Here is a 12,395-nt window from a genome sequence, read left to right as displayed (position 1 = left end):
GGGCCCATGGACGCGCCACGGCACACGGACGCACGACGACACGGTTCCACCATCGACCTCGACACCGCGGTCGAGGTCACCCGCACCGGCGACATCTGGATCTTCCGCGGAGAATCCCCGGCCGACAGGGCGATCCAGACGCTGACGAACAGTCCGGTCAACCACGTGGGCATGTCGGTGGTGCTCGAGGACCTTCCACCGCTGATGTGGCACGCCGAGCTCGGGCATTCGTTGCAGGACATGTGGACGGGCCGCTTCCAGCGTGGTGTGCAACTCCACGACCTGCGCGCCGCCGTCCAGGTGTGGGGTGCGCGGTACGGGCAGCGGGGATGGCTGCGTCAGCTCGCCGAACCGGCGACGCCGCAGCAGGAGGACGCGTTGCTGCGGGCGATCGCGCGGCTCGACGGCACGCCGTTCCCGTCCACCGCGAAACTCGCGTCGCGGTGGTTCGGTGGGCGCCTGCCCGGGTTGCGCCGTCGGCAGGAGCAGTCGGCCAGTCTCGAAAGCGCCTATTGCGCCGAGGTGGTCGCGCAGACGTACGAGGAGATGGGTCTGATCAGCGGTCGCAGGCGCACCAACTGGTACGACCCCGGCAAATTCTGGAGCGGCGACCGGCTTCCCCTCTCGCCCGGTGTGACGCTGGGCCGGGAGATCGAGGTGAGCCTGAGCGAGGCCGACCTCGCCGCGGACCGGGGCAGGCGACCGTCGTCAGAGGGTGCGTGACTTCTCGGGGTGGACCCGTCCGCCGACCTCGACCCAGCCGGCGGGGTCGTACGTGGTGCGCAGTTCGGATCCTTTGCCCTGGGTGATCAGGAGGGCGTGCCGCAGGTGCGCGGTGATCCGGACGGCAGCGGCTCCGGTGGCCTCGTCCTCGGTGATGCCCATGTCGGGGGCGAACATTCGCGACCGGATCGCATGCTCGACCTTGTCGGTCCACGCCCACAGGTAGTGGTGCCCGGCACCGAACTTCTTCGGGTCGGCGGCCTGAACCTCGCGCACGCTGCCCATGGGGTACAGCGAGAACTCCGGCGCCCATTCGGGCCGGGCCCGCACCCAGGTGATCGCGCCGGAACGCCGGGTGGCGACGGGGCCCGCGGGCACGTCCAGAGTCTTGACGGCGGCGCCGCGCTCGTGCAACCACCAGGACAGCCCGACGGTGGGATGTCCGGCGAAGGGCAGTTCGGTGGTCGGGGTGAAGATCTGGGCGCGCGCGTGCTCGTCGTCGGGCCCGGGAATGTCGACGAAGATCGTCTCGCTGTATCCGAGCGTGCGGGCGACGGACTGCCGATCCTCCGGCGGGACGGCCGAGGAGTCGACGATGCCGAGCGGATTGCCGTGGCGTCCTTTGTCGTCGGTGAACACCCGGACGACGTCTACGTGGATGGGCATTGACGCACCCTATCGCTCCCGGTGTTCCTGCATTGTGCAGGAACCCGTCCAACAGGCCGAGGCGATGGACGGCATTAGGCTGATAGGCATGGCCGATCAGAGTTATCAACCCACACTGTCGCAGCTGCGTGCGTTCGTGGCAGTCGCGGAGTACCGCCACTTCGGCACGGCGGCAGCACGATTGAGTGTGAGCCAACCCACACTGTCGCAGTCGCTGGCGGCATTGGAGAACGGTCTCGGTGTGCAGCTCATCGAGCGCAGCACCCGGCGCGTCCTCGTCACCGCGGCGGGGGAGCGGCTCCTCGGTCAGGCCAAGGTCATCCTCGAGGCCGCGGACGGTTTCGTCGCGACGGCCGCGGGTGTCGGCGACCGGTTGGCCGGCCCCCTGCGGATCGGACTCATTCCCACCGTCGCCCCCTACGTGCTGCCTGCCCTGTTGCCGGCGCTGCGCGAGGAGATGCCCGCACTGGAGCCGCAGGTCATCGAGGACCAGACGGCGCGACTCCTCGAGGCGCTGCGTGTGGGCTCACTCGACGTCGCGGTGCTGGCCCTGCCGAGCGGTGTCGGCGGTCTTGTCGACATCCCCTTGTACACAGAAGATTTCGTGATGGTCGTCCCGAAGGGGCACCCGCTGGCCGGTCGCACCGACATCTCCCCGCCGATGTTGGACGAGCTTCCCCTCCTGCTGCTCGACGAGGGACACTGCCTGCGCGACCAGACCCTCGACCTGTGCCGCTCGGTGGACGCGCATCCGGTGGCGGGCGACACCCGCGCCACGTCGCTGTCGACGGTGGTGCAGTGCGTCGCCGGCGGACTCGGCGTGACTCTGGTGCCAGAATCCGCCGTCCAGGTCGAAACCGGACGGGGGCCGCTCGCGACCGCCCGCTTCGCCGCCCCCGCGCCCGGTCGCACGATCGGCCTCGTGTTCCGGTCGTCCAGTGCCCGCGCGGACGACTACGGACAACTCGCGCGCCTGTTCACGAAGACGGCACCGGTGGGCACCCCCGCCTGACGGGCGCGGAGTGTCAGGACCGCCGCCGCGGTTTGCCCTTCTTGCCACCTTTGGGTTTGCCGCCCTTGGCTCCGGATCCGGGCCGCGGCGTCCTCGCCCCCGCCGCCGGTTTCTGGCGTGCGGACGAGGACGCGGCGGGACGCTTCTTCTTCGGCTCGGCCGCCGTCGGGGTGCGGCCCCGGGAACTGTTGACGGTGCGACCCCGGACGATGCCGATGAACTCCTCCACCAGCTCGGTGGTCTCGTCCTCGGGCCACGACAGCGCGATCCGCGACTCCGGGCCGTCCGACACCGTCCGGTAGACGAGGTCCTTGCGGTGGTGGAGCCGGGCGAGCGACTGCGGGACGACGAGCAGCCCGACCCCCGCGGCGACCAGTTCGATCGCGTCGGCCGTCGTGGCCGGACGGTCCGCGGCGGGCAGTCCCGGCACGCGCTCCCACACGAGGACGTCGTCGAGGGGGTGCTGGATGATCTCGTCCGCCAGATCCGCGATCGACACCTCGTCCACCGCCGCCACGACGTGATCCTTCGGTGCCACGACCACCGGGATCTCGGTGTACAGCGGGATGGCGCTGAGACCGGTCCGGTCGATCGGCAACCGCACCAGGCCCACGTCCGCACTCCGGTCCCGCAGCTGATCGGGTGCGTCCGCGGCGGACACCGGGACGAGCGTGAGGGGGACGTCGGGCAGCCGTTCGGCCCAGATCCGCACCCACTTGGTGGGGGTCACGCCCGGGACATACGCGAGCCGGAAGGGAGAGGATGCATCCGCGTCTGTCACTCCGTCAGGCTACCGGGCGTGGTCAACGGCACCGCACACGCTCGTTACTCTTGACACCATGACGTCGCACAAGAGCCCTCAGACTATGAAGCCCGCCACCGCGGCGAAGAAGCTGGGTGTGTACCTCGAGGCCACCCCCGCGGAGTTCCAGGAGGGTGTCGTCTCCCGCGACGAGCTCGGCGCACTGCAGAGCGATCCGCCGGAATGGCTGCTCGAGCTGCGCCGCAACGGCCCGCACCCGCGTCCCGTGGTCGCGGCGAAGCTGGGGGTGTCCATCGCGGGCCTCGCGCGCGGCGGCATCACCGAGGCGCTCACCACCGAGCAGATCGACGCCCTCATGGCGGATCGCCCCGAGTGGCTGCAGCAAGAGCGCGCGACCCAGGCCGAGGTCCGCAAGGAGACCGTCCGCATCAAGGAGAAGAACGCGGCCCGGCGTGATCAGCCGCGCCGGCCGCGTTCCTGACCGCTACCCCTCGACGATGCTGAGCTCGTCGAAGATCACTTCACCGGCCGCGTCGGACTCGGGGAGGTCCACGACCGCCGTCAACGCCCACCCGTGATCACCCTGCGGGTCCTCGAGAACCTGCCGGACCCGCCACAGCTCGGGCGCGGTCTCCACCTGGAACAGCTGGGGGCCGCGCGCCGAGGGTCCGGTGCCGAGCGAGTCGTACTCGTCGAAGTACGGCTGAAGCTGGTCCTCCCACTCGTCGGCGTCGATGCCGTCGTCCAGCCCCTCCAATTCGGCCCATCGCCGCCGCGACGCGAGGTCGATGCGCCGGAACATGGCGTTGCGCACCATCACCCGGAATGCCCGCGTGTTCGCCGAGATCGGGCGCGGCACGTCGGCGCCGAACGCGACCTGCTGGTCGTCGCCCTCGGCCCCGGGGTCGGTGAGTGATTCCCATTCGTCGAGCAGGCTCGAGTCGACCTGACGGATCAGCTCACCCAGCCACTCGATGAGGTCGTCGAGTTCCTCCGTCCGGGCCTCGGTCGGAACGGTCTGGCGCAGTGCGCGATACGCGTCCGCGAGATACCGCAGGACGAGCCCTTCCGAACGGGCCAGACCGTAGTGGCTGACCATTTCGGCGAACGTCATGGCCCGCTCGACCATGTCCCGCACGACCGACTTGGGCGACAGCGCGAACTCCGTGATCCACGGATGCCCAACCCGGTACATCTCGAACGCCGGGAACAACAGGTCCGCGAGAGGCTTGGGCCAGGTGACCTCCTCGAGCAACTCCATGCGTTCCTCGTATTCGATCCCGTCGGCCTTCATCTGCGAGACCGCCTCACCGCGCGCGAAGTGCTGCTGCGCCATGAGCACCTGCCGCGGGTCGTCGAGGGTCGACTCGATCACCGACACCACATCCAGTGCATAGGAATCGGATTCGACGTCGAGGAGTTCGAGGGCGGCCAGCGCGAACGGCGACAGCGGCTGGTTGAGGGCGAAGTCCCGCTGCAGTTCCATCGTGAGCCGGGCCATGCGGCCGTCGGCGTCGGGTTCGTCGAGTCGCTGCACCACGCCGGCGTCGATCAGCCCCCGGTACAGCGACAGCGCCTTGAGGATGTGCTTGCGCTGGGCCGGCCGCGGCTCGTGGTTGTCCTCGAGGAGGTGCCGCATGGACTCGAAGCAGTTCCCCGGGCGTGCGATGACGTTGAGCAGCATGGAGTTCGACACGGAGAACCGGGAGACGAGCGGCTCCGGCGACGCGGCGACGAGGCGATCGAACGTGGCCTCGCCCCATGACACGAACCCGTCCGGCGCCTTCTTGCGCTGCACCTTCCGGCGTTTCTTGGGGTCGTCGCCCGCCTTGGCCAGTGCCCGCAGATTCTCGACCTCGTGTTCGGGGGCCTGCACCACCACGGTGCCCAGCGTGTCGTAGCCGGCGCGTCCCGCACGTCCCGCGATCTGGTGGAACTCGCGGGCCCGCAGGTGCCGCGTGCGGGTGCCGTCGAACTTGGTCAGCCCGGTCAGCAGCACGGTGCGGATGGGGACGTTGATCCCCACACCGAGCGTGTCGGTGCCGCAGATGACCTTCAGCAGACCGTCCTGCGCCAGTTTCTCGATGAGGCGCCGGTACTTCGGCAGCATGCCCGCGTGGTGGACGCCGATGCCGTGCCGGACGAGACGTGAGAGCGTCTTGCCGAATCCGGTGGTGAACCGGAAACCGCCGAGGGCGTCGGCGATGGCGTCCTTCTCCTCGCGCGAACAGAAGTTGACGCTCGTCAGGGCCTGCGCGCGTTCCAGGGCAGCGGCCTGGGTGAAGTGGACGACGTACACCGGGGCCTGATTGGTGGTCACCAGTTCCTCGATCGTCTCGCTCACAGGCGTCGTCGCGTACGAGAACATCAGCGGAACGGGGCGCTCGGTGCCCGCCACGACGGTGGTGGGCCGCCCGGTCCGGCGGGTGAGGTCGGACGAGAAGAAGTCGACCTCGCCGAGGGTGGCCGACATGAGCAGGAACTGGGCGTGGGGGAGTTCGACGAGGGGGACCTGCCACGCCCAGCCGCGGTCGGGTTCGGAGTAGAAGTGGAACTCGTCCATCACGACCTGGCCGATGTCGGAGTCGGGGCCCTCGCGCAGCGCGAGATTCGCGACGATCTCGGCGGTCGCGCAGATGATCGGTGCCCGGGAGTTGACGGCGGCGTCGCCGGTCATCATGCCGACGTTCTCGGCGCCGAACACCTCGCACAGGGCGAAGAACTTCTCGCTGACAAGGGCTTTGATCGGGGCCGTGTAGAACGTGCGCTTGCCGGTGGCCATGGCGTAGAAGTGGGCGCCGACCGCCACCATCGACTTACCGGATCCGGTGGGCGTCGCCAGGATCACATTGGCCCCGGACACCAGCTCCATGACGGATTCTTCCTGGGCGGGATAGAGCGTCAGTCCCCGTTCTTCGGTCCAGGAGGTGAAGGCGTCGAAAACGGAATCGGAATCCGCGTTCTCGGGGAGCAGGTCGGAGAGAAGCACTGCTACAGGCTAGCCGGACGGCCGTGCGCCGCTGCCGGGCCTATGTCGCGCTGCGTTCGTCCGATCCCATCGCGTCGAGAACCGCCATGCGGGTGGACGCGCTGCCGGTGATGGTGCTCTCACCGACGCCGGTGACGAGCATCTGCCGCCACTTCGCCTCGTCGAACTGCAGGGGATGGGTTCCGGACAGGAACTTCTCGATGGTGCGCAGGAAGCGCATCGGGTCGTCGCGGAACGGGAAATGTCCTGCGCCGCGGAAGATCTCGAGGTGAGATCCGGGCATCGCCGCGTGCGCGAGGTGGGCGTGGCTCACCGGAATGACGGCGTCCTGATCACCCCAGATGAGCTGCACCGGGAGGTTCTCGGTCAGATAACATCGGTCGAGCATCGTGACGACCTGCCCGCGCCAGTCGACGACCGCGCGGAGGGTGCGCAGGTACGCCTCGTACGCGGTGGGGTCGTACAACTCGGCGAGTACCCGCACCAGGTCGGGAGTGTCGTGGAGCATCGCACCGGGGCGCAGGCGTGTGCCGTTCAGCTGACTCAGCACGTTTCCCACCAGCCGCACGGTGGGCATCGCGCCGGGAATGCGCAGCAGCTTCAGGGCCTCGTTGACCACCGGGACGGACGCGAGCCGGAGCAGCGGGTGGACGTCCTTGGTGACGCCGCCTGCCGACACCAGGACGAGGCGGTCGACCATCTGCGGGAACTGGTAGGAGAACTGCATGGCGACGCCGCCGCCGAGCGAGTGACCGACGACGGTGACCTTGTCGATGCCCAGGGTGGACAGCAGGTCGCGCATGCCGTTGGCGTACGCCGCGACCGAGTAATCGGCCCGCGGCTTGTCGGAGCGTCCGTGACCCAGCAGGTCGGGGGCGATGACGGTGTAGTTCTTGGCGAGATGCGGGATGATCTCGGTCCACGTGGACGAGTTGTCGCCGATGCCGTGGATCAGCAGCAGTGCGGGACCCTCGCCCGCCATGCGGAACGCGCGACGGTAGCCGTGGATCGTGCGGAACATCATGCGGGTTTCGGCGTTCGGAACAGGCCTGAGCTTACGAATGCGGTTGTCGCTCATGTCGCCTCCTGAACTAGGTGCATTTCCCGAATGTTGACAGCTCAATCATCCGCTCGGTCTCGACGCTATTGCACCGGTCCCGGCCGAACAACTGGACCGTGCGGTCGCACAGTGCCGGGAGGGCGACCGCACAACCGCTACCCGATCAGGCCCCGCCCTGTGATCCCCCCTCCTCGTCGGAGTTGCCGCTCTCACCGTCCTGCATCGCCTGTTCGGCCAGGAAACGCTCGAATTCCGCGCCGAGTTCGTCGCCACTCGGCAGGTCTTCCTCGCTGGCCAGGAGCGTGGACTGCTGTTCTTGAGCTGTTACGTAGGCATCGTACTGACGTTCCAGGGCGTGGACGACGGTTTGTACCTCGTCGTTACCTGCGATGTGCTCGTCGACCTGTTCGCGGACGCGGGCGGCGGCCTCGCCGAGCGCGGCCAGCGGCAGATCCAGGTCGGTGACGTCACTCACGTTCTCGAGGAGGGTTTCCGCCGCCCCCGGGTAGTCCGTCTGCGCCAGGTAGTGGGGAACGTGCACCGAGAAACCCACCGACTCGTGGCCGTGCTGCGCCATCCGCAACTCGATCAGTGAGGACGCGCTGCCCGGCACCTGCAATTCACCCGACCAGCGTTGGTGGTCCTTGATCAGGTCCTTGTTGGTGGAATGCGCGGTCACACCGAGCGGACGGGTGTGCGGGATGGCCATCGGGATGGCGTTGATGCCCACGGTCCGGCGCACACCGAGTTGCTCGGCCAGCAGGCGCACCGCCGTGGTGAACCGCTCCCAGCGCAGATCGGGCTCCATGCCGGCCAGCAGCAGGAACGGGGTACCCGCCGTGTCCTTCAGCGCATACAGGTTCAGTTCGGGCTGGTCGTAGTCCGAGAAATGATCGGCCTTGAACGTCATCGTGGGCCGACGGGAGCGGTAGTCCACGAGCTCGTCGACCGCGAAGGAGGCGACGAGCTCGCTCTCAAGACTCTCACGGAGATGCGTCGTGGCGAGTTTGACGGCGTGGCCTGCGTCGGAGAAGCCCTCGAGTCCATGGATCAGCACAGGTCCCTGCCCGTCCACGGAGGACAGCTGCGGTGCCGGGAACTCCAGCTCGTACATCTTCGACTGTTCGTCCATTACAGACCTCTTCTCCTTCGTGCCTGGCCTCCAGTGTCCCCTATCGTCTCCGGCATCGATACGTCGGACTTTGCTCTCGGAGGCCCTGCTCTGGGGGAACACGCCACGCGCGACCGATAATTCCCGCCGGACGGCCTCCGGTGTTCGCCCACAGCGAGATCCCGCGCACGGTCTGTGGCAATGTGAGGAACGGCACGATCCGAGACGGACGACCTGGAGGTGCGCATGTCGACACGGGTAGGAGCGATACGGGCACGAGCGATACGGGTACGGGCGATACGGGTACGGGCGACACGGCGATCGGAGGTTTGGTCGTGAGCGTGCGCATCGACCGGGTGGTCACCTCCGGCACCTTCAGCCTCGACGGCGGCACCTGGGACGTCGACAACAACGTGTGGATCGTCGGTGACGACGCCGAAGTCGTCGTGATCGACGCAGCGCACACCGCCGCGCCGATCGTCGAGGCCGTCGGCGGCAGGCGCGTCCGGGCGATCGTCTGCACACACGGTCACAACGACCACGTCACCGTCGCCCCCGAACTGTCGGCGGCTCTGGACACCCCGATCTTCCTCCATCCGGCCGACGACGTGTTGTGGCAGCAGACGCACCCCGGCCTCGCCTACACGCCGATCGAGGACGGGCAGGAGATCGCGGTGGCCGGGACCGATGTCCGCGTACTCCACACTCCCGGGCATTCCCCCGGCTCCTGCTGCCTGTATCTGCCGGAGGCAGGGGAGTTGTTCAGCGGCGACACCCTGTTCTCGGGCGGGCCGGGAGCCACCGGGCGCTCCTACTCGGACTTCCCGACGATCATCGGATCCATTCGCGATCGCCTGTTCGCGCTGCCGGCGTCGACGACGGTCCGCACCGGGCACGGCGACGGCACCACCGTCGGCACCGAAGCCCCGCATCTGGAGGAATGGATCGCTCGCGGCAGCTGAGCCGCAGCCTCCCCGCCGTCGGTGCGTCGGCGTGGCAGAGTGGCGGAAAGGGCACATCCGACACGGGAGGACGACGGTGACATCTCGGCGCACAGCGGTACGGACAGCCGTCGTCCCGGTGGTCGCGGTTCCGGTGGTCGCGTTGGCCGCGGCGGCGATTCTCGCCGGGTGTACCTCGACCGTCTCCGGTGAACCGCAGCCGAGCACCACCATCGCGGCGGGTTCGCCGTCCGGAAAGGGACTGTCGACGCTCCTGGTCGATCCGGCCGACTTCCCCGCCCCGTACGAGGCGATCGTGCTGCCCGCCCAGGCCGTGTCGATGGCGGCGCCCGACCTGACGGGGGTTCCGCAGGGTGCGGTGGTCGATCCCGCGGACTGTGCGCCTCCTGCGCAGGACTACGGACCGACCGGCACGGTCATGGCGGTCGGTACCGATAATGCGAGCCGTTCGACGATCTCGGTCGAGCTGATCAGGACCGATTCACCCCTCGACGACCTGGCGGAACAAACGAAGACGTGCGGTGAGGTCACCGTGACGGACAGCGGGGCCGAGTCCACCGTCACCACCGAGATCACTCCGGCCCCTCCCATCCGGGCGGACGACACCCTCGCGCTCCGGCGGACCGTCAGATCCGGCACCGGGAGCGAACAGGTCACCCAGTCGATGGTGACGCTGATCGCGCAGGTGGGCGACGTGCGGGTGTCCGCGACCTTTATGTCGTTCGGTGACGCGAAGGCCGATACCGTCGCGCTCGACGACGTGTTCACCGCCGCGGTGCAGAAGGTCCAGAACAGCTGAGCAAGCCCTAGCACAGGGCTCCGACGACTTCTCGGCCGAACGGCGCGTCCGCCCGGCGCGGCGGACGGGTTGTCCACAACCCGTCGCCCATCCACAGCCCTCTGTGTTTCCCCAGTTCGCCCGCCGACCCCCGCGACGTCAACCCGACAGAGTCTGGGGCATGACGACACACGCATTCCCCCACGGTTCCGGCTTCTCCGACGATCCCGGCGGGGAACTGCCCCCGCAGCAGCACACGGTCACGCTGTCCGCTCCGGACGACCTCCTCGCCTCGATTCCCGCACTGCTCGGATTCCGGCCGGCCCGGTCGATCGTGGCGGTGTGCCTGACCGGGAAGCACAACTCGTCGGTCGGCGCCGTCATGAGACACGACCTGGTCCTCGGAGGTGCCGCAGGGCCGACCCCGACGATGTGCGCGGCGCTCGGCCAGTTCGCCACCGTCTGTGAGCGCGACCGCGCCGGCGGGGTGATCCTGGTTCTCGTCGACGACCGCTTCACCAGCCCGGCCGCGCTCTGCCTCGACGAAATGTCCGCGATCGTCGAAGAATTCGAGGAGCTCCTCGACTTCACGCCGACCGGCCTTCTCGACGTCTTCGTCACGGCCGAGATCGCCTCGGGCGGTGCATGGTTCAGCTTCTTCGGCGGCAATTACGGCATCCAGTCCGATCCGGCGGCGTCCCGCGTCGCGCTCGCACGGGTCCTCGAGGGCAAGCCCATCCGCGCCTCGCGCGAGGAGATGGAGGCCACGATCGAGGTGGGGCCGGTGCTCGAACGGATGCAGATTGCCGCCCTCATCGAACGTGGCCGCCCATCGTCACTTCTGCGAAGGGAGCTGGCCGAGCGGTCGTCCATGCCGGAGCGCTGCCACAGGCTCGAACTCGAACTGGTGCTGACACACGTGGCGCGGGTGTCGTCCGGTGAGAGGCTCCTCGCGCCGGAGTACGCGGAACTCGCGCTCGCACTGGACAATGTGACGGTCCGGGACAGCGTGCTCGCGCTCGCCGTCGGCCCGTACGCGGACGACGCCGAGCAATTGTGGATTCTCCTGGCCCGCAACCTCCCCGACCCGGAACGTGCGAACCCGGCGGCGCTGCTCGGCTACAGCGCCTACCTGCGGGGGGACGGGCCGTTCGCGGGCATCGCGTTGGCCGCCGCCCTGGACTCGGAGCCGGGGCACAGGCTGGCCACCCTGCTGGACGGTGCACTGCACAGCGGAATGCGGCCGGGCGAGGTGCGGGGACTGGCCGACGTCGGTTACGAACGCGCGAGCGCGGTCGGTGTCGTGCTGCCCCCGCCCCTCGCCGGCTGAGCCGGTGTCAGCGACGTGCCGCGTGCGACCGGTCGCCCAGCTCCTGCAGGTAGGCCCAGGCGTCGGCGACGATCTCGTCGAGATCCGTGTGTTCCGGCCGCCACCCGAGTTCGGCGATCGCACGATCACTCGACGCGACGAGCACGGCGGGATCGCCGGCCCGGCGCGGGGCGTCCTCGACCGCGATGGGAAGTCCGGTGACCCGCGCGCACGCCGAGATGACTTCGCGCACACTGAAACCCGCGCCGCTTCCGAGATTGTAGATGCGGTGCCTGCCCTCGATCGACGACTCCAGTGCCAGCACGTGCGCCTCGGCGAGGTCGAGCACATGGATGTAGTCGCGGATCGCCGTTCCGTCCGGAGTCGGCCAATCGGTTCCGAAGATCGAGATCTTCTCCCGCTGGCCGAGCGCCACCTGGAGCACGAGAGGAATCAAATGCGTTTCGACGACCCGGTTCTCGCCGGCCGACTTGTACGCTCCCGCGACGTTGAAATACCGCAGGCTGGTCGCCGCGAGCGAATGCGCCACCGAGTACGAGGTGATGGCATGGTCGATCGCGAGTTTCGTCGCCCCGTACGGATTGGTGGGACGCGTCGGATCGGCCTCCGTGATCGGCGAGTGCTCGGGCTCGCCGTACGTCGCGGCCGTCGACGAGAACACGAGTTTCTGCGTCCCCGAATGCCGCATGGCCTCCAGGAGTTCGAGCGTGGTGACGACGTTGCCGCGCCAGTACTTCTCCGGGCGCTCGACGGATTCGCCGACGAGCGACTGCGCCGCGAAGTGCAGGACCCCGTCGAACCGGGGAGTACCGGTCGTGCCGAGCACGTCCGCCGCCACCTCCGCGACGTCGCCCTCGATGAACTCGGCACCGAGCGGCACCGCGTCGGCATTACCCGTCGACAGGTCGTCGATGACGACGACCTCGTGCCCTCGTTCGAGCAGGACCGTGCTGCAGACGCTGCCGACATAGCCGGCGCCGCCGGTGACCAGAAGTTTCATC

Annotated in this window: 12 protein-coding genes; 6 read left to right on the top strand and 6 right to left on the bottom strand. The window is 68.6% G+C overall.

Annotated elements, in window-relative coordinates; genetic code table 11:
- Positions 1–6 precede the first annotated feature (6 nt).
- Positions 7–723: a C40 family peptidase gene (locus tag JWS13_RS07530; RefSeq protein WP_206005149.1), complete on the top strand. Its 717-nt coding sequence runs from the start codon at positions 7–9 to the stop codon at positions 721–723.
- Here JWS13_RS07530 and JWS13_RS07525 read toward each other — a convergent pair.
- Entirely contained in the window at positions 709–1,389 is a 681-nt protein-coding gene (locus tag JWS13_RS07525) for a PhzF family phenazine biosynthesis protein (protein ID WP_206005148.1), read from the bottom strand. The genes JWS13_RS07530 and JWS13_RS07525 overlap by 15 nt on opposite strands.
- Positions 1,390–1,477: 88 nt before the next feature.
- On the opposite strand from JWS13_RS07525, the gene JWS13_RS07520 reads away from it, so the two are divergent.
- Positions 1,478–2,401, top strand: coding sequence for a hydrogen peroxide-inducible genes activator (locus tag JWS13_RS07520; protein WP_124392921.1), 924 nt, complete (start codon positions 1,478–1,480; stop codon positions 2,399–2,401).
- Between the two features lie 13 nt (positions 2,402–2,414).
- Here JWS13_RS07520 and JWS13_RS07515 read toward each other — a convergent pair whose 3' ends face one another.
- A complete protein-coding gene (locus JWS13_RS07515; RefSeq protein ID WP_206005147.1) occupies positions 2,415–3,182 on the bottom strand; it encodes a LysR family substrate-binding domain-containing protein in 768 nt (255 codons plus the stop codon).
- A 58-nt stretch (positions 3,183–3,240) separates the two neighbouring features.
- Between JWS13_RS07515 and JWS13_RS07510 the strand changes: the two genes are divergently transcribed.
- Positions 3,241–3,645 carry a DUF5997 family protein gene (locus tag JWS13_RS07510; protein ID WP_072942367.1) on the top strand — a complete coding sequence of 135 codons (405 nt, stop codon included), beginning with the start codon at positions 3,241–3,243 and terminating at the stop codon, positions 3,643–3,645.
- 3 nt (positions 3,646–3,648) lie between these two features.
- Here JWS13_RS07510 and JWS13_RS07505 read toward each other — a convergent pair whose 3' ends face one another.
- The 3 genes from JWS13_RS07505 to JWS13_RS07495 form a co-directional block, all read right to left on the bottom strand.
- Entirely contained in the window at positions 3,649–6,153 is a 2,505-nt protein-coding gene (locus JWS13_RS07505; protein ID WP_206005146.1) for a DEAD/DEAH box helicase, read from the bottom strand.
- 40 nt (positions 6,154–6,193) lie between these two features.
- Positions 6,194–7,231 carry an alpha/beta fold hydrolase gene (locus JWS13_RS07500; RefSeq protein WP_015890471.1) on the bottom strand — a complete coding sequence of 346 codons (1,038 nt, stop codon included), beginning with the start codon at positions 7,229–7,231 and terminating at the stop codon, positions 6,194–6,196.
- Positions 7,232–7,376: 145 nt separating this feature from the next.
- Complete coding sequence (locus JWS13_RS07495) at positions 7,377–8,345, bottom strand: proteasome assembly chaperone family protein (protein ID WP_206005145.1); 969 nt, start codon at positions 8,343–8,345, stop codon at positions 7,377–7,379.
- A gap of 314 nt (positions 8,346–8,659) precedes the next feature.
- Between JWS13_RS07495 and JWS13_RS07490 the strand changes: the two genes are divergently transcribed.
- The 3 genes from JWS13_RS07490 (at position 8,660) to JWS13_RS07480 (ending at position 11,394) form a co-directional block, all read left to right on the top strand.
- Complete coding sequence (locus JWS13_RS07490) at positions 8,660–9,286, top strand: MBL fold metallo-hydrolase (RefSeq protein ID WP_206005144.1); 627 nt, start codon at positions 8,660–8,662, stop codon at positions 9,284–9,286.
- A 133-nt stretch (positions 9,287–9,419) separates the two neighbouring features.
- Positions 9,420–10,085 (top strand): DUF5642 family protein, encoded by a 666-nt coding sequence (locus JWS13_RS07485; RefSeq protein WP_206011526.1) that lies wholly within the window; start codon positions 9,420–9,422, stop codon positions 10,083–10,085.
- 160 nt (positions 10,086–10,245) lie between these two features.
- Positions 10,246–11,394 (top strand): DUF4192 domain-containing protein, encoded by a 1,149-nt coding sequence (locus tag JWS13_RS07480; protein WP_206005143.1) that lies wholly within the window; start codon positions 10,246–10,248, stop codon positions 11,392–11,394.
- A gap of 7 nt (positions 11,395–11,401) precedes the next feature.
- On the opposite strand, the gene galE is transcribed toward JWS13_RS07480, so the two are convergent.
- Entirely contained in the window at positions 11,402–12,394 is a 993-nt protein-coding gene (galE, locus tag JWS13_RS07475) for a UDP-glucose 4-epimerase GalE (protein ID WP_124392926.1), read from the bottom strand.
- Position 12,395: the final 1 nt, after the last annotated feature.

The sequence above is a fragment of the Rhodococcus pseudokoreensis genome (assembly GCF_017068395.1).
Taxonomy (GTDB): Bacteria; Actinomycetota; Actinomycetes; order Mycobacteriales; family Mycobacteriaceae; genus Rhodococcus_F; species Rhodococcus_F pseudokoreensis.
This window is presented reverse-complemented; position numbering and strand designations above follow the sequence as displayed.